The sequence below is a fragment of the Mycobacterium montefiorense genome (assembly GCF_025823255.1).
In the GTDB taxonomy this organism is placed as follows: domain Bacteria; phylum Actinomycetota; class Actinomycetes; order Mycobacteriales; family Mycobacteriaceae; genus Mycobacterium; species Mycobacterium montefiorense.
This window is the reverse complement of sequence record NZ_JACKVL010000017.1, coordinates 716,807-737,939: the sequence shown is the minus strand read 5'-3', so window position 1 is coordinate 737,939 and position 21,133 is coordinate 716,807. Positions and strand designations below refer to the sequence as shown.

Below are 21,133 nucleotides of genomic sequence, written 5' to 3'. Positions count from 1 at the left end.
TGCCTGGCCGGCGACCAATTCGGTTGCTGGGCCGGCAAATTAGCGGCGTGATTCCGATCGGCTCGCCTCGGGTACACGTGGCATCGTGGAATTGATGAACGACGCAAACGACGCCTCGCAAAAGGAGTCAGAGCACGATCCCGCGGAGGGCAGTCACGTCGAAGGGGGTGTAGTCGAGCACCCCAATGCGGAGGACTTCGAGAACGCGGCTGCGTTGCCGGCCGATCCGACTTGGTTCAAACACGCGGTCTTCTACGAGGTGCTGGTCCGGGCCTTCCTGGACGGCAACGCGGACGGGTCCGGTGACCTGCGCGGGCTGCTGCAGCGCCTGGACTATCTGCAGTGGTTGGGAATTGACTGCATCTGGCTTCCGCCTTTCTACGACTCGCCGCTGCGGGACGGCGGCTACGACATCCGGGACTTCTATAAGGTGCTGCCCGAGTTCGGCACGGTCGAGGACTTCGTCGCGTTGCTCGATGCCGCCCACGAGCGGGGAATTCGCGTCATCACTGATTTGGTGATGAACCACACCTCCGAGTCGCATCCCTGGTTCCAGGAGTCGCGCCACGACCCCGATGGGCCCTACGGCGACTTCTACGTGTGGAGCGACACCAGCGAGAAGTACACCGACGCCCGGATCATCTTCATCGACACCGAGGAGTCGAACTGGACCTTCGACCCGGTTCGCAAGCAGTTCTACTGGCACCGGTTCTTCTCGCATCAGCCGGACCTGAACTACGACAACCCGGCCGTGCAGGAGGCCATGATCGACGTCCTGCGGTTCTGGCTGGACCTGGGTATCGACGGGTTCCGGCTGGACGCGGTGCCATACCTGTTCGAGCGCGAGGGCACCAACTGCGAGAACCTGCCCGAGACGCACGCCTTCCTGCGGCGGGTCCGCAAGGTCGTCGACGACGAGTTTCCGGGCCGGGTGCTGCTGGCCGAGGCCAATCAGTGGCCGGCCGATGTCGTGGAGTACTTCGGCGACGCCAGCACCGGCGGCGACGAATGCCACATGGCGTTTCACTTCCCGCTGATGCCGCGCATCTTCATGGCGGTGCGACGCGAATCGCGATTCCCGATCTCGGAGATTCTCGCGCAGACGCCCGAGATCCCGGACATGGCGCAATGGGGGATCTTCCTGCGCAACCACGACGAGCTGACGCTGGAGATGGTCAGCGACGAAGAGCGCGACTACATGTACTCCGAGTACGCCAAGGACCCTCGGATGAAGGCCAACGTCGGCATCCGACGCCGGCTGGCACCGCTGCTGGACAACGACCGCAATCAGATCGAGCTGTTCACCGGGCTACTGCTCTCGCTACCCGGCTCGCCGGTGCTGTACTACGGCGACGAAATCGGGATGGGCGATGTCATCTGGCTGGGAGACCGGGACGGGGTGCGCACCCCGATGCAGTGGACGCCGGACCGCAACGCCGGCTTTTCCAAGGCCAATCCCGGCCGGCTGTATTTGCCACCCAGTCAGGATTCGGTCTACGGGTATCAGGCCGTCAATGTCGAAGCCCAGCGGGACACGTCGACGTCGCTGCTCAACTTCACCCGCATGATGCTGGCGGTGCGCCGCCGCCACGACGCCTTCGCGATCGGATCGTTCGAGGAACTCGGCGGCACAAACCCATCGGTGCTGGCCTTTCTGCGCGAATCACCCGCCGGCGGCGACATCGTGCTGTGCGTCAACAACCTGTCGCGCTTCCCCCAGCCGATCGAGCTGAACCTGCAACATTGGAGCGGCCACACGCCGATCGAGCTCACCGGGCAGGTGGAGTTCCCCCGCATCGGACACCTGCCCTATTTGCTGACACTCCCGGGACATGGGTTCTACTGGTTCCAGCTGTGCGCATCGGAGGAGAAGGCATGAACCAGTCAGCCAAGCTGCCGTGGACCGAATGGCTGCCACAGCAACGCTGGTATGCCGGGCGCAATCGCGAACTTACCGGCGCCGAGCCCGCGCTGGTCGTTCCGCTGCGCGACAACCTCGAATTGGTCCTCGTCGACGCCAGGTACTCGAGGGGGCCGTCGGAGCGCTATCAGGTGCTGGTCGGCTGGGATGCCGAGCCGGTCACCGAATACAACACCGTGGCCACCATTGGCGCGGTCGGCGACCACACCGGCTACGACGCGCTGTATGGAACGGATGGCCCGAGGTTCCTGCTGTCGCTGATCGATGCGTCCGAGGCCCGCGGGTCCGTTGGCACCGAAGTGGTGTTCCGCAAGGAGCCCGACGTCAGGCTGCCGCTCGAGGCGTGGCCGCGGGTCGCCGACGCAGAGCAGTCCAACACCAGCGTGATCTTCGATCGGGACGCCATCTTCAAGGTCTTTCGCCGGGTTACCAGCGGCATCAACCCCGACATCGAGCTGAATCGGGTGCTCGGCCGCGCCGGCAACCCCAACGTGGCCCGGCTGTTCGGCACCTACGAGATCGCCGGAGCCGACGGCGCACAGGACACGGCGTGGCCGTTGGGCATGGTTACCGAGTTCGAGGCCAACGCCGCCGAAGGCTGGGCCATGGCCACGGCCAGCGTGCGAGACCTGTTCGCCGAGGGTGACCTGTACGCCCACGAGGTCGGTGGTGATTTCGCCGGTGAGTCCTACCGGCTCGGTGAGGCCGTCGCGTCGGTGCACGCCACCCTCGCCGAATCCCTCGGCACCGCACAGTCCACCTTCCCGGTCGACAACGTGCTGGCCCGGCTGGCGTCGACCGCGGCGCTGGTTCCCGAGCTGAAGGAGCACGCGGCGACGATCGAAGAGCGCTTCGGCAAGCTGGCCGGCGAGACGATCACCGTCCAGCGAGTACACGGTGACCTGCACCTAGGACAGGTGCTACGCACTCCGGAAAGCTGGTTGCTGATCGACTTCGAGGGCGAACCCGGCCAGCCGCTCGAGGAGCGACGGGCCCCCGACTCGGCACTGCGGGACGTGGCCGGCGTGTTGCGGTCGTTCGAGTACGCGGCCTACGGGCCGCTGGTGGATCACGAGGGTGACAAGCAGCTGGCCGCGCGCGCCCGGGAGTGGGTCGAACGCAATCGCACCGCCTTCTGCGACGGTTATGCGGCCGCGTCGGAGACCGATCCACGGGATTCGGCGCAATTGCTGGCCGTCTACGAACTGGACAAGGCGGTGTACGAGGCCGGCTACGAGGCGCGGCACCGGCCCAGTTGGCTGCCGATCCCGCTGCGGTCCATCGCCCGGCTGGCCGGCGGCTGATCATCCCCGTCGGGCAGGCCCGACATATGCGTCTCCTATGCGATCCTGCGCGCGTCGACGGCCTCTGCTTGCATGGTTGCCGTGGCGAATAAAATTTTTAACAGCGAAACACGGCTGTCCTGGGTGTTGGGGGCGCTGGCGGGTGTGCTCGGTGCGATCTCCTTTCTCCATTCCGCCGGGTATTTCGTAACCTTCATGACGGGCAACGCCCAACGTGCCCCGCTCGGGTTGTTCCGCGGCGAGGTGTGGCCTTCCGTAGCTGCGATGCTGCTGATCCTGTCCTTCGTTGCCGGTGTGGTAATCGCGTCGCTATGCCGGCGGCATTTCTGGGTGGCGCACCCGCACGGACCCACCGTGCTGACCACCTTCAGTCTGATGGCCGCCACCGCGCTCGACGTTATCGATGAGGGATGGAGCGAAAGTGATGTCGATTTCCCGCCGATCGCGCTGATGGCCTTCGGAATCGGCGCGTTGAACACCTCCTTCGTCAAGGACGGCGAGGTGTCGGTGCCCTTGAGCTATATCACCGGCACGCTGGTCAAGATGGGCCAGGGCATCGAACGCCACATCGCCGGTGGGCAGGCTGCCGACTGGCTGGGTTATCTGCTGCTGTTCTCCAGCATCGTGCTGGGCGCCACGCTGGGCGGCTTCATCGGCTCGGTCGTCAACGGCACCGCGATGCTGGTGGTCGCCACCGCCGTGTGCGCTCTGACGACCGTCTACACCTACTTCCACCAGGACCGCCAGGACGAGCTGAGCAAAAAGCGCGCGAAGGAATAAAAAGCATCGGCAGCAGGCCCTAACCGGGCACTGCTGCCGATGCTTTTGTTGGTGTATCAGCCGGCGGGAGGGGCTTCCGGCGGGGCGGCGGGAGCAGTGGGCGAGTTGAGCACCTGCAGCATGTCGGGCTTCATCGCCATCAGCTGTTGGTTCCAGTACGGCCACGAGTGCGTTCCGTTGGCCGGGAAGTTGAACACGCCGTTGCGTCCGCCTGCGGCCGCATAGGTGTTCTGGAACTGCTGGTTGGTACGCAGCGTGAGACCTTCGAGGAACTTCGCCGGCATGTTGTCGCCGCCGAGGTCGCTCGGTGTGCCGTTGCCGCAGTAGACCCAGACCCGGGTGTTGTTGGCGACCAGCCGCGGGATCTGGAGCATCGGGTCGTTGCGCTTCCACGCCGGGTCGGTGGACTGACCCCACATGCTGCTAGCGCTGTAGCCGCCCGCATCGCTCATCGCCAAGCCGATCAGCGTCGGCCACCAGCCGTCGGACGGGTTGAGGAAGCCCGACAGCGACGCGGCGTAGGGGAACTGCTGCGGGTAGTACGCGGCCAGGATCATCGCGGAGCCACCCGACATCGACAGTCCCACCGCGGCGTTGCCGAACGGTGAAACCTGCTTGTTGGCCTGCAGCCAGTTGGGCATCTCCTGGGTGAGGAAGGTCTCCCACTTGTAGGTGTAGTTCTGGCCGTTGCTTGCCGACGGCTGATACCAGTTGCTGTAGAAGCTCGACTGACCACCGACGGGCATGATCACCGAAATGCCGGACTGGTAGAACTCCTCGAAGGCTGCGGTGTTGATGTCCCAGCCGTTGTAGTCATCCTGTGCCCGCAGACCGTCCAGCAGGTAGACCGCGTGCGGTCCGCCGCCCTGGAACTGCACCTTGATATTGCGGCCCATCGACGGTGATGGAATCTGCAGGGTTTCCACTGGAAGACCCGGCTTGGAGAACGCCCCCGCAGTCGCCGAGCCGCCGACAACAGCGACCAGACCGGACAACAGGGCAGCGCCTACAACCGCGATAGCCAGTCGGCGCGGCATGGTTGCCGCAGCGCCACACAACTTCTCAACGAATGTCATAGCTCTTACCCATCCCAACTTTCATCTGCCGCATTCGCGGTGGAATCTGTTCTCGGGGAGTGAAACACAAACGTGGAATTTGAATCGCTTGTCATGGCCGGGGCGGCAGATCGCGGTTAGCTAACGATTGCGAGTCAGCCAGGAATCGTCTCGGTCGGGTCACGATTGATTCTCGGAACCATGCGGCCCTCTTGCCATGCGACAGCACATACGCTACCGCATCCCCACCATGACCTAGGTGACCAGGCGACGCAGAACTGTTGAGGCCGTGGCGATTCCGATCAAGGCCGCTGCGAGCAGCACGACAATGTCAAGCGGGTTCAACGGCGTGCCGATCAACAGCGCACGCAGGGCATCGACCTCGTAGCTCAGCGGGTTGACGGTGCTCAGCACATGCAGCCACGAGGGCATCACGCCGACCGGGTACAGCGCGTTCGAGGCGAAGAACAACGGCATCGTGATGGCTTGGCCGATACCTATCAGTCGATCGCGATTGCGGACCAGCCCGGCCAACGTCATCGACAGGCAGGCGAAGAACGCGGCGCCAAGCATCACCGTGGCCATGGCGGCCAGGATTCGCAGCGGGTTGACGGTCAGGCCGACCCGCATCAGATACGCCAGCGCCATGACGCCGACAACCTGGGCGACCGAGCGCACCCCGGCCGCGAAAGCCTTGCCGGTGATCAGCGCCGACGCGGGGGCCGGTGTCACCATCAGTTTGGCCAGCACGCCGGCATCGCGATCCCAAATGATCTGTATGCCATAGAAAATCGAGATGAACAGCGCCGACTGCGCGATGATGCCGGGCGCCAGAAAGGCCAGATACGACACCGATCCGGTGTTGATGACGTGCAACTTGCTGAACGTCGTACCGAAGATCAGCAGCCACAGCGCCGGCTGCACCATCCGGGTGACAAGCTCGGTGCGGTCGTGCTGCAGCTTCTGCAGTTCGACGATCGCGAAGGCGCCGATGCGGCGCAACGTTGCGCCGACTCGCTGCCATCCGCGCGGTGCGCGTACCAGCGTGGCTGCCGGGGCTTCGCGGGTGTGATCAACTTGCACGACTGGCAACCTTTCTGCTGGAACGGATTTCGCGGAAGTCCGACGATTCGGAAGATGTGGCGCTACGCAGGTCCGAGGATGCATAGTGACGGAATACGTCCTCGAGTGTGGCGCCGGGCGACACCTTGGATACCTGGTTCTTCAGCTCGGTGGGAGTGCCCACGGCGCGCAATTTGCCGTGATGCATCAGCGCGACTCGATCGCACAACGCGTCGGCTTCCGCCATGTAGTGAGTGGTCAGCAGCACGGTCATGCCGAACTGGGCCTGCATGCTCTGCACCTGCGACCACACGCCGTCGCGGGCGATCGGGTCCAGCCCGACGGTCGGCTCGTCGAGTACCAGCAGCGACGGGCGGTTTACCAGTGCCTGGGCCACCTCGAGCCGGCGCACCATGCCGCCGGAGTAGGTGCCCGCCAGCCGGTCGGCCACGTCGAGCAGCTCCATGGCGCCCAGTGCCTGCTCGACGCGGTCGGTGCGCTCGCCACGTGGTACGCCGTAGAGCCGGGCGAACCATGCCACATTTTTCCGGCCGGTCAGCGCGGGCTCGATCGAAAGCTGTTGTGGGACATAACCGATATTGCTGCGGATATCTATCTTCTGGCGCCGGGAGTCCAGCCCGAAGATGCGCAATTCGCCGTGCTGCGCCGGGGTCAGCGTGGTGAGCATCCGCACCAGCGTCGTTTTTCCCGCGCCGTTGGGCCCGAGTAGACCCAGCGTTTCGCCGGGCCGTACTTGCAACGTCAGATCGTCGACCGCGGTGAACTGGCCGTAGCGGAATGTTAGGTGCCGGCAGTCGATCGCTATTGGAAACTTCGTCATAGTCATCTCTCCTGTAATCTGCGGGCGACCATGTCAAGGACCTCCAACCCTTTTGTCAGAGAATCGATTTGGTCATCGTTCAGTTCGTCCAGCAGCTCGGAAAGCAGCGCGCGCCGGGCGGCCCGCGACGCGTCGACGATCTGCTGGGTGGGTTCGGCCAGCCGTAGTTGGCAGGCGCGCCGGTCTGTTTGGTCGACGGTCCGGACCAGCAAGCCGTTGGCCACCAGCTTGGAGACCATCGTCGAGGCGGTGTTGGGAACCAGCCCGAGTTCGTCTGCCGCGGCGCGGACCGAGATCCCAGGCCGCCGGCCGACCAGCCATAACAGTTCTGACTGCGACTCGGTGAACCGGCCGGAGTCGAAGCCCCGATCGACTGACCTGCGCAACTGGCGGCGGAATCGGCCCACGGCGCCGAATGCGTCGGCGGCTCGGTCGGCACCTGCTCTCACTGCTTGCATGCATAGCTCTGTTTACGAGCTATGCATGTGTGCCGGCTGTGTAGGGCCTTTACCTGGGCTACTTGTCGAGGTGGTGCAGCATGACGTCGGTCACTTTGCCGTCATCGACGCTGGTCGTCATGTAGCTGCAGAACGGTTGGCGGCGGCGATCCGTCGGAGAGCCCGGGTTGAGCAGACGCAAGCCGCTGGGCGTCGTGGTATCCCACGGGATGTGACTGTGCCCGAAAACCAGCACCTCGCTGTCCGGGTACAGCCGCGACATCCGGGCTCCGCGACCGGCCGAGCCGCCGGTCTCGTGCACGATCGTGAAGCGCACGCCGCCCAACGTCACGTCCGCTCGCTCCGGCAGTCGCGCCCGCAGCTGGGGTCCGTCGTTGTTTCCCCAGCACGCGATCAGCCGCGCGGCCCTGGATTCCAGTTCGTCGAGTAACTCAAGCGCTATCCAGTCACCGGCGTGGATGACGACATCGGCCCGCGCAACTTCCTCCCACACCCGCGCGGGCAGGTCGCGGGCCCGCGTCGGGACGTGGGTATCGGCAATCAACAGCAGCCTCACAAGTTCTATGCTTACCCGCGAGCAGAGGAGAAAGCATGCGCACCTTCGAGTCAGTAGCCGATCTCGCCGCCGCCGCGGGCGAGACGATTGGTCAAAGCGACTGGGTGACCATCACTCAGGAAGACGTCAACCTCTTCGCCGACGCGACCGGCGATCACCAATGGATCCATGTCGACCCGGAGCGGGCGGCGGCCGGCCCCTTCGGCAAGACCATCGCGCACGGCTTCATGACCCTGGCGCTGCTGCCGCGGCTGCAACACGAGATATACACCGTCAAGGGCATCAAGCTGGCAATCAACTACGGCCTGAACAAGGTTCGGTTCCCGTCGCCCGTGCCCGTCGGCTCCAAGGTGCGTGCGACGACTTCGCTGGTCGGCGTCGAAGACGTGGGCAACGGTGCGGTGCAGGCCACGGTGTCCACCACCGTCGAGATCGACGGGTCCCCGAAGCCGGCCTGTGTGGCCGAGATGATCGTTCGCTACGTTTCCTGACGCTGTCAGAACTCGGCGATCGAGTGCTCCAGCCGTTGCGCTAACCGGGCCTCGGCTTCCGCGCGCCGAGTCGGTATGTGCGCCGACGGGAAAGGCGTTGTCACAGGCGTGTATTCACGCAACGTCCGGCGGGCCACCGTCATCTTGTGCAGCTCGGTAGCGCCGTCGGCGATACCAAGCGACTCGGCGGCAACGAGCATTTTCACAAAGGGCATCTCGTCGGAGACGCCGAGAGCGCCGTGCAGGTGCAGGGCCCGCTGCGCGACGTCGTGGAGCACCTGAGGCATCGCGACCTTCACCGCGGCGATGTCGCGGCGCACCTTCTGGTAATCGTGGTGCTTGTCGATCAGCCAGGCGGTGCGCAGCACCAGCAGCCGGAACTGCTCGATCTGGATCCAGCTGTCCGCGATCTTCTCCTGGGTCATCTGGAAGTCGGAGAGATGGCCATGCCTGGTCTTGCGTGATACGGCGCGCTCGCACATCATGTCAAAAGCCTTGCGTGCCAGCGCGATCGTCCGCATCGCGTGGTGGATTCGACCACCACCGAGGCGGGTCTGCGCGATCATGAATGCCGATCCTTCACCGCCCAGCACGTGATCGGCCGGCACCCTGACGTCGTTGTAACGGACGTAGCCATGCGAACCGTGCTTCGACTCGCCTCCCACCCCGACGTTGCGGATGATCTCGATGCCCGGCGTCTCACCCGGAACGATGAACAGCGACATCTTGTCGTACGTCCGGGCGTCAGGTTTGGTCACCGCCATCACGATGAAGAACGACGCATGCTTAGCGTTGGAGGAGAACCACTTCTCGCCGTTGATGACCCAGTCGTCACCGTCGCGGGCTGCGCTGGTCACGAACATCCCGGGATCGGAACCGCCTTGCGGTTCGGTCATCGAATAACAGGACGAGATCTCGCCGTCCAGTAGCGGCTGCAAATAGCGCGCCTTCTGCTCGTCGGTGCCGAACAGTGCGAGGATCTCGGCGTTACCGGAATCCGGCGCTTGGCAGCCGAACACCGACGGCGCCCACCGGGACCGCCCGAGGATTTCGTTCAGCAGCGCCAGCTTGACCTGGCCGAAGCCCTGACCGCCGAGTTCAGGCCCTAGATGCGCGGCCCACAGGCCTTCGTCTTTCACCTGCTGCTGCAACGGCCGCAGGATGCGCATCATCTCGGCGTTCTGTTTGTCGTACGGATCAAGGGCGACCAGATCGAGCGGTTCGAGCTCGTCGACCATGAACTTTTCGACCCAGTCCAGCTTCGCCTGGTATTTCGGGTCCGTTTCGAAGTCCCACACCGTGGCCAACCATTCCCCGGCGCACCGTCGCGCCGGCATCGTTGCAGCAGCTCCCTCATCGTAAGTGGGCCCCGCGACACCGCCCAGAGCTAGTGCAGCTTAGGCAGCACGTAGTCGCGATAGAAGTTGATCGCGGCGATGGGGTCGCCCTGCGGGAAGTGCAGAAACGGGATGGCGCCGCCATCGAGAACCCATTGCACGGCGGTGATGTGCGTGCCGGCGTCGGTGCCGACCGTCCAGTTGGCGATCACCTTGTCGATCGGGTTCGACTCGGCGGCGCGCTGAATCTCGACCGGATTGGGCTGATCGACCGCCCCGGCGGTAAAGCGCCACAAGGCCGCCGTACGCGCGGCCTCCTCGGCATCGCCGACGATGGCGAACAGTTCGGCACGCTTGCCCAGAGTCGCGGGATCGCGCCCGGCAGCATGGGCGCCGTCGTTGAGCGCGGCCAGCAGCTTCGGGTTGACGAGATCGCGGGATTGGGTGATCCAACCGTCGCCGTATTGCCCTGCCAGCCTTGCGCTTTTGGGTCCGCTGGCCGCGACGAAGATAGGCGGCGGGGCCTGTGGTAAGTCGTAGAGTCTCAGGGAGTTGGTCTGAAAATAGCGGCCCGCGAACGAGATTCGTTGACCACTCCACAGCTGGCGAATCAGTTGGATCGCCTCGACCAGGCGGTCGTGACGCTCGGCGTATTTGCCCCACGTGTTGGTGGGGGCCTGCTCGTTGAGCCGTTCACCGGTGCCGACCCCCAGGAACACCCGGCCCGGACTCAGCATCGCCAGTGAGGCAAAGGCCTGCGCCACCGTCGCGGGGTGATAGCGGTAGGTCGGACAGGTAACGCCGCTGCCGAAGGCGATGTGGCTGGTGCTACTGCCCACCAGAGCCAGCGTCAGCCACGGGAACATCGAGTGGCCCTCGTTGTCCTGCCACGGTTGAATATGGTCGCTGGCCCAGACGTATTGAAACCCGGCCTTTTCGGCCGCCTGAGCTTGGGCCACCAGCTGGTCGGTGCGAAATTGCTCGTGCGACAAGGTGATTCCCACGCCCTTGGTCGTAGGCGGCGGATTGGCGGGCGCCCCGTGATGCTCGCGGGCACACCCGTCGGCCAATGCACCGGAGCCGAGCACGCCCACGCCGGTCGCGATCTGTCCGAAGGCTCGCCGTGAAAGTCCCCTCATCGCACTAAAGTACCCCCCGACTACACCCCCACCGCGGGGCAGTTTTACCTGGGATGCGAATGGGAATTGACAACAGATGGCCAGGAGTGATCATCCACACCGCACACCGCTTTACAGCGTGTGCCTGACGTGCGGCGCAGTGCTGCTGTGCTGGCTCGCGTCGACGATCGGCATGCTGTGGCTTTCGATCTTCGTCTACGCCCTGGGCGCCATCGCGGCGGTAACGGGCTTTGCCATGATGTTCCGGGGTTCTTCGTTCTGAGGCGGGTGGTTTAGCACTAGCCTGAAGTAATGGCTCCCCAGGCACGTGCCGCGCGCAAAGCCGACTTGCGCGAGCTATCGGCCACCTTGAGCGCGGCCTTCTTCGACGATCCGGTGATGGCCTGGATATTTCCCGAGAGTATGACGCGGACTAGGAATCTCTTCCGCATGTTCGCGGCCATGACCCGCCACCACCATCTGCCTCTCGGTGGTGTCGAGGTGGCCCACGACGGGTCCCGCATCGGCGCGGCCGCGCTGTGGGATCCGCCGAATCAGTGGCAGGAATCCCGCTGGGCGCAGTTGGCGATGACGCCAGCCTTCTGGCGGGTGTTCGGCTTGCAGACGGGGATGGCGCGCGGCATTCAGGAAATGATGAAGCGCATACATCCCGAAGAACCGCACTGGTATCTGGCCGCGATCGGTAGCGACCCGTCGGTGCGCGGCCAGGGCTACGGGCAGGCGTTGATGCGGTCGCGGCTGGACCGCTGCGACGCCGAGCACTGTCCGGCGTATCTCGAGTCGAGTAAGCCGGACAACGTGCCGTACTACATGCGTTTCGGTTTTACGGTCACCCAAGAGGTCCCGCTACCGAACGGCGGTCCGCCGCTGTGGGCGATGTGGCGGGAACCCCGCTAAAGGTCAGGGGCTGCTTTGCCAGCCGGCGATACCGACGGCGATCATGCGCAGCTGTTTGACCGCGAGACGTCGGATGTCCTCCATCGCCTCGGCGGTCTGGGTGTCCTCGATCGCCTCGGCGATCAGGATCATCGCGTTGACGAACAGGGACGCCAGCACGTTGAGGTCTTCGGTGCTCCACTCGTGCAGCCCCGGGAACCGGGCCAGATCGGTGGCCAGCTCGGACGTGATCAGCCTAATTTCGGTGCGGATCGCATAGCGCAGCACGGACAGGCCGCTGTTGCGTTCGCGGCCAATCAGACGCCAATGCTCGCGCCGGTCGGCAACGCTGGCGATCAGGATTTCGACGGACGACTCGATCACCCGGTTCGGGTCGAGCCTGCCGGCGCGGGCGTCGCGCAGGGTGTCGCGCAGGGCACGAAAGGATTCGTCGATGAGGACGAGCCCGAGGGCCTCCATCGACTCGAAGTGCCGATAGAAAGCCGCGGGCACGATCCCAACCTCGCGGGTCACCTCGCGCAAGCTCAGGCTGGAAAAGCTGCGGTCTCCCAGCAGCTTGAGTGCTGCGGCGATGATGGCGCGCCGAGTCGCCTCTTTGCGCTCTTCACGTGACGGACTTTCTCGGGAGCGTTCGCGGCTAGATCGGTGCGGCCGTGAGCTAGGAGTACGACCGTTCACTGTGTGAACCCTACCACAGAGCTGGGTAAACCCTTGACTAGCTGCGCCATGCGACCGCACGGTGTATATATGTTCACTCAAAGAAGTCAGACCTCGCGTCGTAGCTTCGCCAAGAATTTCCGGGACCGAATCCTCGGTTCCGACCTGGTTGACCTGCTCACCGGCCCGCACGGCGTGGACCGCTACACCGAGCTGGTCGCGCCCACCTGGACGCGCGGCGATGCCCGCGCCAAGGTCGTCGACGTGCGCCGCACCACGCCGCGCAGCGTCACCCTCACCCTCGCTCCGAACGAGAGCTTCACGTCCACCCACGCCGTCAGGGCCGGTCAATACGTCAACGTCACTCTCGACATCGACGGCCGCCGGCACACCCGCTGCTATTCACCGGCCAACGTTGAAGGCAGCACGACCCTCGAGTTGACGATCGGCCGCCACGACGGCGGGCTGGTGTCGAACTATCTGTACGAGTAGGCTCGCCACGGCATGGTGGTCGGCGTGGCCGGTGCCGGCGGCGACTTTGTCCTGCCGGAACAACGGCCGCGCCGGATCCTGCTGGTGTCCGGCGGCAGCGGCATCACGCCCGTCATGGCGATGCTGCGCACCCTGGTCGCCGAGGGCCACGAGGGGGAGATCGTGTTCGTGCACTACGCCCGCACGCCCGCAGAGTCCTGCTACCGCGATGAGCTAAGCGCGATACCCGGGGTGCGGGTGCTATACGGGTTCACCCGTTCGGGTTCGGGCGACCTCGAAGGACGTTTCGGGCCGCAGCATCTGGCAGCGGCCATGCCTGCACCGGACGCGGTATTCGTCTGCGGCCCAACCGCTTTGGTTGAGGCTGTGCGCGAGCACTGCGACAACGTGCACACGGAGAGCTTTGTGCCGCCGGTGATCACGGCGTCGGAAAATCCGTCGGGCGGACGAATTGCCTTCGCGGACAGCGGAGTTGACGTTATTGACGACGGCCGCTCACTGCTGGAGCAGGCGGAATCGGCCGGCCTGACGCCGGAGAACGGATGCCGGATGGGCATCTGCCACACCTGCACGCGCCGGAAGGTCTCCGGCACCGTGCGCAGCCTGACCACCGGCGCGGTCTCGACCGCCCCTGACGAAGACATCCAGATCTGCGTATCCGTCCCCGTCGGGGACGTCGATCTCGCCCTGTAAGCCCACAACCCTTAGCAGGAGGAGCCATGTCAAACGACAAGATCACCCTTACCCCCGAGCAGGCCGACGCGTTCGGCCGTGAACTCGACGCCATCAGAGACCGCGTGATGGCTGATCTCGGCGAAGTAGACGCCGACTACATCCGCCGCGTCATCAAAGCCCAGCGTGCGCTGGAAGTTGGAGGACGAGCGCTGCTGTTCCTGCCGCCGGCCTGGCTGTTGGGAACCGCGATGCTCGGTGTGGCGAAAATCCTGGACAACATGGAGATCGGTCACAACATCATGCATGGCCAGTACGACTGGATGCGCGACCCGAACATCTCCGGCCGCTCATTCGAGTGGGACACGGCGTGCCCGGCCGACCAATGGCGGCACTCGCACAATTACATGCACCACACCCACACCAACATCGTGGGATTGGACCGCGACATCGGCTACGGCATCATCCGGATGAGCGAGGACCAGCGCTGGCACCCCTACTACCTGGGCAATCCCGTCTATGCGTTCCTGCTGATGGTGCTGTTCCAATACGGCGTCGCGCTGCACGAACTGGAAACCGAGCGCATCCGCTCCGGTGAGATCCGGCTGCGCGACAAGCGGGACGTGTTGAAGGCGATCTGGAAAAAGACCAAGCGCCAGACGCTCAAAGACTACGTCGCGTTCCCGCTACTGGCCGGACCGTTCGCGCCGTTCGTCTTCACCGGCAATATGACGGCCAACCTGATGCGCAACGTGTGGTCCTACATGATCATCTTCTGCGGCCACTTCCCGGACGGCACTCAGGAATTCACCATCGACGAGACCAAGGACGAGTCCCGCGGCCAGTGGTATTTCCGTCAGGTGCTGGGTTCGGCCAACCTGACCGGGGGCCGGATCTTCCATCTGCTGTCGGGCAATCTGTCGCACCAGATCGAACACCACCTGTTCCCCGATATGCCGGCCCGACGGTACTCGGAGATCACGGCCGAAGTGCAGGAGATCTGCGAGCGCTACGGGATTCCCTATAACAAGGGCCCGCTGTTGCAGCAGTTCGGAACGGTGGTGCGCAAGATCGTCAAGCTGACCTTCCCGGACCCGGGCAAGCTGGCGTCGTTGTTGCCGAAGAACAAGGCCGACAAGCCAGCTGACCGGGAACCCGTCGCCGCCTGAGTCCCGCCCCGGGTAGGGGACAATGGGCTGCGTGGAGTGGACCGGTGCACGTTATGCGGATAAGCCGACGGTGGAAGTCTCGATGTGGATCGACGCCGATCCCTCCCGGGTCTGGAACCTGATCTCGGATATCAAACTGATGCCGACGTTCAGCAACGAGTTGCAGTCCGTCCAGTGGGTCGGCGGTGCCGATCGCCCCAAGGTCGGTGCCCGCTTCGTCGGACACAACCAGCACGACGCGTTCGGCGAATGGAGCACCACCTCGCACATCGTCGCCTGCGAACAGCCGAAGGAATTCGCCTGGGCGGTCGGTGATGCCGACCACCCGTCCTCGACCTGGCGGTTCCGGCTGGAACCCCGTGATGGCGGCACCAGCCTCAGCTTCTGCATGCAGATGGGACCGGGGCGCTCGGGGCTGTCGGCGGCGATCGACTCGATGCCGGACAAAGAAGAAAAGATCGTCTTCGTCCGGATGCGCGAGTTCGAGACGGCGATCGGCAAGACCCTGGCGGCAATCAAGAGGCTGGCCGAACACGGGGTGCGCTGATGCGTACCGCGACGACGGTCGAGTTGTCCGGCGGCAGTGCGGAAGTCGCCCAGGTGGTGACGCTGGCCGTCGAGGCGGAAAAGCTGGGGCTCGATGTGTGCTGGGTCGCCGAGGCGTGGGGTGCGGACGCACCCTCGGCGCTGGGCTACCTCGCGGCGCGTACCGAGAAGATGCTGCTCGGCTCCGGCATTCTTCAGGTTGGCACCCGGTCGCCGGTGCTGCTGGCGCAGACCGCGATCACGCTGTCCAACCTTTCGAACGGACGATTCCTGCTCGGGCTGGGCGCCTCGGGGCCCCAGGTGATCGAGGGCCTGCACGGCGTCTCGTTCCGCAGGCCGCTGGCCCGCACCAGAGAAACCGTCGACATCGCGCGGCAGGTGTTCGCCGGCGGGAAGATCTCCTATTCCGGCAAGGAGTTTCAGATCCCCCGCCCGGGTGAGGCGGTGCCGATGCGGGTATCGAACGCGCCGCAGCACGCCATTCCGATCTACCTGGCCACACTCTCGCCGGCGATGCTGCGGTTGACCGGGGAGATCGCCGACGGCTGGCTGGGCACCAGCTTCGTTCCGGAGGGTGCGGACGAGGCGTACTTCGCTCATCTCGACGCCGGTCTTGCGGCCTCCGGTCGCACCCGCGCGGATATCGACATCTGTCAGGGCGCCGAGGTGGCGTTCGCGGCTGACGAAGGCGAACTGAACACCATGATCGCCGGCCGCAAAACCGAACTCGCCTTCAGCCTCGGCGGTATGGGCTCGTCGAGCACGAACTTCTACAACCAGGCCTACAGCCGACAGGGCTGGGCCGAGGCCGCCGCTGCGGTGCGCGAGCGCTGGCAGGCCGGCGACCGCGACGGCGCCGCACAGCTGGTGACCGACGACATGGTGTTGGGCACCACGCTGATCGGGACCGAGCAGATGGTGCGCACGCGGCTGGCGGTATGGCGCGACGCCGGCGTCAACACCGTGCGGCTCTACCCCGCCGGCGACACCGTAGCAGCCAAGCTGGAGACGCTGGGCCGCGCGATCGAACTGGTCCGCGAGGTCTAGCTCACCGCCGTCGGTGCGTCGGCGACCTTGACGAGCCGCGCCTCGGGTCGCAGCGGCACGCCGTCGGACAGGAACCACCGGAACGCCAGGTTGCCAAGCGGATAGCCCAGCGTCGTCAGTGAATTCGGATGCGCGGTCGTCCCGTTGGACAACACGATCGTCACCGAGCCGTCGCTGTTGAGTGCGGCGCTGTGGTTATTGAGGGAAGAGCGCGCACTCTCGTCACCATAGGTGGCCATGAATTGGTTCCACACCACTAGATTCCAGAACCGGCAGGACGGCGGCCGATGTGTAATGACCAGCGCCTCGTCGTCGTCGAGCACGAAACTGCCGTAGGCATAGCACGCGTCGCGCGCCGACCAGCCGAAGTTGGCGTCGGGAACCTGATAGGGATCGGCGAATTGATTTGCGGCGTGGGCAGTTTCGTGACCCAGCCCGTGATGGTCGTCGACCCGGTCTCCGACCGGCAGCGGCACGATGGCGCCCATGGTGCGCATCCAGGCGGCGGCCGCACGCAGGCTGGCCGCGGTCTCGGCGTCGCCATGCCGGATTGGTTCAGGCTCATCGAGCGCCTCGATCTGCCACGTCACCGGGCGACCGGTCAGCGGGTCGGCCTGATAGTCGCGGGTCATCAGCACCACCGCATCGGCCGTCGCCGGGAAGTCGAAGGAGAAGTTGCCGTCGGAGTCGATGTCCAGATCGGTGTCGCGAACGATCGCCACGATCCGATCCGACCAGGCACCCGGGGAGGGTTCGTTGTACGCGGTCACCGAGAAGTACACGCTGTCGCCCTTATTGCCGCTGATGCGATACCGCCGCTTCTCATCTACCGGGCAGATGAAGTAATACGCGTCGGTGTTGTCGCCGCCCCACCGGCGATCGCGACGGAACGGGGTGTTGACCGCGACGAACTGCGGGCGACCGGGCTCCGGGAACAGATAGGTGTCAAAGGCGACGCCCAAGGTAGTGGCCAGCATGCGGTAACCGTCGGCGACGTGGCGGTCGTCGGTGACCGCGCGGTCACCCTCGGTGAAGTTGCGGTCGAGGTCGCCGATGGTGGCCAGCAACTCTTTCCACGCGGCCGTCGATTCGTGCGTCATGCGTTGATTCCTTTCAGGAGCAACGTGGTGGTGCGGTCCACCCAGGCGTCATTGAGTTCGTCCGGGCGGGTGAGCAGGCCGATCAGGGTGATGCCGGCGATGGCTTCGGTGAGTTCGGCAGCAGTCACGTCAGGGGAGACCTCGCCGCGGGCCGCAGCCCGGGCCAGCAACTCGGCGAGGCCAACACCGATGACGCCGGCGAACCGTTCCAGCAGCGCCGAATGCAGCGTGGGATCGGCTGCCATCTCGCCGACCAGGCCGGGCAGTGCCGCCCTGGCGGCCGGTGTCGTCAGGAAAGCCATTGAACGACAGACCATTTCGCGCAAATCCTCGGGTAGCGACCCGATGTCAGGAATCTCTGTCGCGGCGCCGATCGGGAACACCGCCTCGTGCACCAGGTGCGCCTTGCTGGGCCATCGGCGATAGATCGCGGGCTTGCTGGTGCCGGCTCGCTCGGCGATGGCGGAGACCAACAGCCCGGGGTAACCGGTTTCGGCGAGCAGCTCGACGGTAGCGCGTAACACGGCACCGTCGATACGCGGGTCACGGGGTCGACCAAAATCCACTACCATTACGAAACTCAGAGTAACATAAGTCGCCGTGACCGACGCCGTTCGCTCAGTTCGCCTTGACGACCTGACCCAGCCTCAATTCAGTGCCGAGGGCCAGCAGATCCTCGACATGATGGCCATGCTGGCCCCGCAATGCTCGTTGGATGCCGATGCGCTGCATGCACAGGCCAGCGCCGACACCGGCCTGCACGACTTCGGGCCCGACGACTATCGGGAACGCCTCGGCGTCTATCTCGCCGCACTGCGCGAGATCGACGGGCTGCACGACGCCGGGGTGGTGAACTTCTACGGGCAACTGCTGCAGCTGCTCAAGAACCGGTTGCTGCTGACCGACCTGCTCAGTCGGCATCCCGAGATCAACGACATCGAACTGCGCTCGCCGGTGGTGATCGCCGGGCTGCCCCGCACCGGCACTACACACCTGCACAACCTGCTGGCCGCGCCGCCCACCTTCCGCACCATGCCGTACTGGGAAAGCAACGAGCCGTTCCCGTTGCCGAATGAGGTTGGCGTTCAACCTGATCCGCGCCGGGCGCGGATGGATGTCGCGGTCAGTGTCGTCGACATGGTGACGCCGCATTTCCCGCTGATGCACGAGATGACCACCGATCACGTGCACGAAGAGATCCAGCTGCTGGCCAACGACATGTCCACGATGCTTTTTGAGACGCTGGCCGACGTGCCGCGCTGGCGCGACTACTACCGGGCGCACGACCAGACGCCGCACTACGAGTACCTCGCCACTCAACTCAAGGCGATGCAGTTCTTACGCGGGGGACAGCGCTGGCTGCTCAAGTCGCCACAGCATCTCGAGCAGGTGCGGCTGCTGGACCGGGTATTTCCCGACAGCATCGTCGTGTTCACCCACCGGGATCCGGTGCCGGTGGCGCTGTCGATGATCGCGATGATCACCTACTCCGCGCGCATGCACCGCTCGCCGGTCCCGGTGGAACAGATCGCCGGCTCCTGGATCGACCGCCTCGATCAGATGCTCACCGCACTTGTCCGCGACCGTGACGCGATCGGTCCGCAGCGCTCGATCGACGTCCGGTTCAACGACTTCATGGGCGACGAACTCGGTGTTGCCGAGCGGGTCTACGCTCTGGCCGGCGAATCGTTCACCGACGAAGCGCGTAAACCGATCGCTGACTACCTGGCGGGCCACCAGCGCGGCCGGTTGGGAAATGTCGAGACGTCGTTCGAAGTGTTCGGGTTACAGGAGAGTGCTCTGCGCGAACGGTTCGCGCCCTATGTCGAACGATTCCTGAAATAGTTTCAGCTCTCGCCAGACCCGCCGTCGCGCAGACTAACGAAACTTTAGGCCGCGCAACCGCTCGTACCGCGGCCGTAAGCCCGCCCGGCGTGGGGTGGTATCCTGCGGCCCAACCGAGAACATATATAATCTGGATTAAAATATATTGTATCGAACGCACGAGCAGGCAGGTCTTTGCAAGCAATGGACATCCGCAGATGGTCTAGGACTCTCGATCGGTGGCTGAGTGGCAGCCTTACGGCCAACGAACTTCACCAATGGCAGACCACATCGCTGCGTGCGGTGGTTGACCACGTCCAGCGGCATTCTCGCTTCTATGCCGACCAATTGGCCTGGGCTCGGGCCTCAACTCTGACGTTGGACAACCTCGCCATGCTGCCGCTCACCACTCACGACGACGTTCGCGATGCGCGATTCGACATGCTCTGCGGACCGATTGGCGACGCCCAGTTCTACTTCGAGACAATGGGAAACACCGAACACCCAACGCCGTGTCCCAAGGCCGAAATCGATTTCGACCTGAATTATCGTCCGGTGGCGCACGCCCTGCGCGCCATAGCCGACCATCACTTCGCGGACGGCCAGAAACCCATACTTGCCGTGGTCGTTCCCAACGAACTCCATCCGACATGCAGCACTATTGCTTACGCGGCCAAACATGCCGATATTACCAGGCTCGACATCTTTCCGCTATCGCCGACCGTGGGCTTTGATCGATTCTTTCAGGTGCTGCTTGACCTCGGCGTCAACATGCTGCTGGGCTCCCCGTCGATGCTGATGGGATGGGCGGAGTTGAGTCAACGCTACGGGGTCGACGTCCGCCACGACCTCGACATCAGATGTGTACTTGCCACGGGCGAGTCCTGTTCTGACGGGCTGAAGGCATTGCTGAGCCAAGCATGGGATTCCACCGTGTACAACTTTCTGTACGGACCTGCAGAGGTCGGGGCAGTCGCGGTCGCAACCGCGACGGGGGCGCTGGCTACCGTCGCTCCCAACTATCTCTTTGAAGTCCTCGACCCCGATACCGAACGGTCGCTTGGGCTTCAAGGCACCGGAGAATTGTGCTTGACCTCACTGATCCCTGGTATCAGACCATTGATTCGGTATCGAACCGGAGACCTCGTGACGGTCGCGTACGACGGCCGATCCGACCGAATGGCCATCGATATTCTTGGCCGGGTCAGCGCCAGGGTCTGCCTGGCCGGGCAGCAACGGACTGCCGCCGAGATCGAAAATGCAGTCCTCGTCGACGCGGGGCGTATCACCGGATACGTCCTGGACGTCTGTACCCGCAACGCCCAAGATCACCTCGAAATCCGGCTCAAGGCTCACGGTGACGCCGATCACGAGCGGCTCGAGGCCAGGGTTAGGGATCGGGTGCGCAATGCCCTGGGGGTCGGCGCTGACGTGAAGATCCTCTCCTCGCCGAGCATGGGTGGCTTGAACCAAGAAGACGGCGAAAGCAGTTGGGAAGGCTGGAAGTCGGGGCGAATCCGCGACCTCAGGAACCCTGAGATCGACAAAAGTGTCACCACCAGGCGCCGGCCATCGCCATCGCGGCGGAATTGGATCAGGCGCGAACAGCTGATGCACCGTGAGAATACCGGGAGCCCCGCAGAGGCGACCTAAATCGTCAGGATCCGCTGATTCCAGACCGGCCACGGTGATGGTGGGCCGGCCAAGATGCGGCGAATACATCCATCCCTTAAAAAGATGGTGCCGTATATCCACAGCAGCGTGATATATGATCGCTGGGTCGTC

21 protein-coding genes and 1 pseudogene are annotated in these 21,133 nt (G+C 64.4%); 12 read left to right on the top strand and 10 right to left on the bottom strand.

All coding sequences use genetic code 11. The features are described 5' to 3' along the window. The first annotated feature begins 94 nt into the window (after window positions 1-94). The 3 genes from treS (at window position 95) to H7K34_RS23445 (ending at window position 4,005) form a co-directional block, all read left to right on the top strand. A complete protein-coding gene (treS, locus tag H7K34_RS23455) occupies window positions 95-1,879 on the top strand; it encodes a maltose alpha-D-glucosyltransferase (RefSeq protein WP_264064376.1) in 1,785 nt (594 codons plus the stop codon). Further along, window positions 1,876-3,225 carry a maltokinase N-terminal cap-like domain-containing protein gene (locus H7K34_RS23450; RefSeq protein ID WP_264064375.1) on the top strand — a complete coding sequence of 450 codons (1,350 nt, stop codon included), beginning with the start codon at window positions 1,876-1,878 and terminating at the stop codon, window positions 3,223-3,225. The genes treS and H7K34_RS23450 overlap by 4 nt, the downstream gene beginning before the upstream one ends. Window positions 3,226-3,297: 72 nt before the next feature. Continuing rightward, entirely contained in the window at window positions 3,298-4,005 is a 708-nt protein-coding gene (locus tag H7K34_RS23445; protein WP_276059915.1) for a YoaK family protein, read from the top strand. A 56-nt stretch (window positions 4,006-4,061) separates the two neighbouring features. Here H7K34_RS23445 and ag85C read toward each other — a convergent pair whose 3' ends face one another. The 5 genes from ag85C to H7K34_RS23420 all read right to left on the bottom strand — a co-directional run bounded on the left by ag85C (window position 4,062) and on the right by H7K34_RS23420 (window position 7,977). Then, on the bottom strand, window positions 4,062-5,081 hold the full coding sequence (gene ag85C / locus H7K34_RS23440; RefSeq protein ID WP_108921960.1) for a diacylglycerol acyltransferase/mycolyltransferase Ag85C: 1,020 nt from the start codon (window positions 5,079-5,081) through the stop codon (window positions 4,062-4,064). Window positions 5,082-5,315: 234 nt separating this feature from the next. Beyond that, window positions 5,316-6,143 (bottom strand): ABC transporter permease, encoded by an 828-nt coding sequence (locus H7K34_RS23435; RefSeq protein ID WP_264064374.1) that lies wholly within the window; start codon window positions 6,141-6,143, stop codon window positions 5,316-5,318. After that, window positions 6,133-6,963 carry an ATP-binding cassette domain-containing protein gene (locus H7K34_RS23430; protein ID WP_372510842.1) on the bottom strand — a complete coding sequence of 277 codons (831 nt, stop codon included), beginning with the start codon at window positions 6,961-6,963 and terminating at the stop codon, window positions 6,133-6,135. Before H7K34_RS23430 ends, H7K34_RS23435 begins: the two co-directional genes overlap by 11 nt. A gap of 2 nt (window positions 6,964-6,965) precedes the next feature. After that, window positions 6,966-7,421 (bottom strand): MarR family winged helix-turn-helix transcriptional regulator, encoded by a 456-nt coding sequence (locus H7K34_RS23425; RefSeq protein WP_264064372.1) that lies wholly within the window; start codon window positions 7,419-7,421, stop codon window positions 6,966-6,968. A 58-nt stretch (window positions 7,422-7,479) separates the two neighbouring features. Further along, window positions 7,480-7,977: a metallophosphoesterase family protein gene (locus tag H7K34_RS23420; RefSeq protein WP_264064371.1), complete on the bottom strand. Its 498-nt coding sequence runs from the start codon at window positions 7,975-7,977 to the stop codon at window positions 7,480-7,482. Between the two features lie 35 nt (window positions 7,978-8,012). On the opposite strand from H7K34_RS23420, the gene H7K34_RS23415 reads away from it, so the two are divergent. Continuing rightward, entirely contained in the window at window positions 8,013-8,468 is a 456-nt protein-coding gene (locus H7K34_RS23415) for a MaoC family dehydratase (protein WP_108921965.1), read from the top strand. Between the two features lie 5 nt (window positions 8,469-8,473). On the opposite strand, the gene H7K34_RS23410 is transcribed toward H7K34_RS23415, so the two are convergent. Then, entirely contained in the window at window positions 8,474-9,805 is a 1,332-nt protein-coding gene (locus tag H7K34_RS23410) for an acyl-CoA dehydrogenase family protein (RefSeq protein ID WP_264064370.1), read from the bottom strand. Between the two features lie 50 nt (window positions 9,806-9,855). Further along, on the bottom strand, window positions 9,856-10,944 hold the full coding sequence (locus H7K34_RS23405) for a F420-dependent hydroxymycolic acid dehydrogenase (protein WP_264064369.1): 1,089 nt from the start codon (window positions 10,942-10,944) through the stop codon (window positions 9,856-9,858). A gap of 76 nt (window positions 10,945-11,020) precedes the next feature. Here H7K34_RS23405 and H7K34_RS23400 point away from each other — a divergent pair, with 76 nt between their 5' ends. Both H7K34_RS23400 and H7K34_RS23395 read left to right on the top strand, forming a co-directional pair. Further along, window positions 11,021-11,206, top strand: coding sequence for a hypothetical protein (locus H7K34_RS23400; RefSeq protein ID WP_264064367.1), 186 nt, complete (start codon window positions 11,021-11,023; stop codon window positions 11,204-11,206). Between the two features lie 29 nt (window positions 11,207-11,235). Beyond that, the gene (locus H7K34_RS23395) at window positions 11,236-11,841 is read left to right on the top strand and encodes a GNAT family N-acetyltransferase (RefSeq protein ID WP_264064366.1); all 606 of its coding nucleotides are present in this window, start codon (window positions 11,236-11,238) and stop codon (window positions 11,839-11,841) included. A gap of 3 nt (window positions 11,842-11,844) precedes the next feature. Here H7K34_RS23395 and H7K34_RS23390 read toward each other — a convergent pair whose 3' ends face one another. Next, entirely contained in the window at window positions 11,845-12,519 is a 675-nt protein-coding gene (locus tag H7K34_RS23390; protein WP_264064365.1) for a TetR family transcriptional regulator, read from the bottom strand. A gap of 69 nt (window positions 12,520-12,588) precedes the next feature. Here H7K34_RS23390 and H7K34_RS23385 point away from each other — a divergent pair. The 4 genes and pseudogenes from H7K34_RS23385 (at window position 12,589) to H7K34_RS23370 (ending at window position 16,424) form a co-directional block, all read left to right on the top strand. Then, window positions 12,589-13,683, top strand: a pseudogene (locus H7K34_RS23385) (ferredoxin reductase). A 26-nt stretch (window positions 13,684-13,709) separates the two neighbouring features. Next, a complete protein-coding gene (locus tag H7K34_RS23380) occupies window positions 13,710-14,831 on the top strand; it encodes a fatty acid desaturase family protein (RefSeq protein WP_264064364.1) in 1,122 nt (373 codons plus the stop codon). A gap of 22 nt (window positions 14,832-14,853) precedes the next feature. Next, on the top strand, window positions 14,854-15,378 hold the full coding sequence (locus H7K34_RS23375) for an SRPBCC family protein (RefSeq protein ID WP_264064363.1): 525 nt from the start codon (window positions 14,854-14,856) through the stop codon (window positions 15,376-15,378). After that, window positions 15,378-16,424 (top strand): LLM class flavin-dependent oxidoreductase, encoded by a 1,047-nt coding sequence (locus tag H7K34_RS23370; protein ID WP_264064362.1) that lies wholly within the window; start codon window positions 15,378-15,380, stop codon window positions 16,422-16,424. Before H7K34_RS23375 ends, H7K34_RS23370 begins: the two co-directional genes overlap by 1 nt. Here the strand turns inward: H7K34_RS23370 and H7K34_RS23365 are convergent. Together H7K34_RS23365 and H7K34_RS23360 are read right to left on the bottom strand one after the other, a co-directional pair. Next, window positions 16,421-17,524, bottom strand: coding sequence for a DUF1214 domain-containing protein (locus H7K34_RS23365; RefSeq protein WP_264064361.1), 1,104 nt, complete (start codon window positions 17,522-17,524; stop codon window positions 16,421-16,423). The two genes, H7K34_RS23370 and H7K34_RS23365, sit on opposite strands and share 4 nt — an antisense overlap. Continuing rightward, window positions 17,521-18,096, bottom strand: coding sequence for a TetR/AcrR family transcriptional regulator (locus H7K34_RS23360; protein WP_264064360.1), 576 nt, complete (start codon window positions 18,094-18,096; stop codon window positions 17,521-17,523). Before H7K34_RS23360 ends, H7K34_RS23365 begins: the two co-directional genes overlap by 4 nt. 28 nt (window positions 18,097-18,124) lie before the next feature. Between H7K34_RS23360 and H7K34_RS23355 the strand changes: the two genes are divergently transcribed. Both H7K34_RS23355 and H7K34_RS23350 read left to right on the top strand, forming a co-directional pair. Further along, window positions 18,125-19,369: a sulfotransferase family protein gene (locus H7K34_RS23355; RefSeq protein ID WP_264064359.1), complete on the top strand. Its 1,245-nt coding sequence runs from the start codon at window positions 18,125-18,127 to the stop codon at window positions 19,367-19,369. A 183-nt stretch (window positions 19,370-19,552) separates the two neighbouring features. Further along, complete coding sequence (locus tag H7K34_RS23350) at window positions 19,553-21,001, top strand: phenylacetate--CoA ligase family protein (protein WP_264064358.1); 1,449 nt, start codon at window positions 19,553-19,555, stop codon at window positions 20,999-21,001. Window positions 21,002-21,133 lie beyond the last annotated feature (132 nt).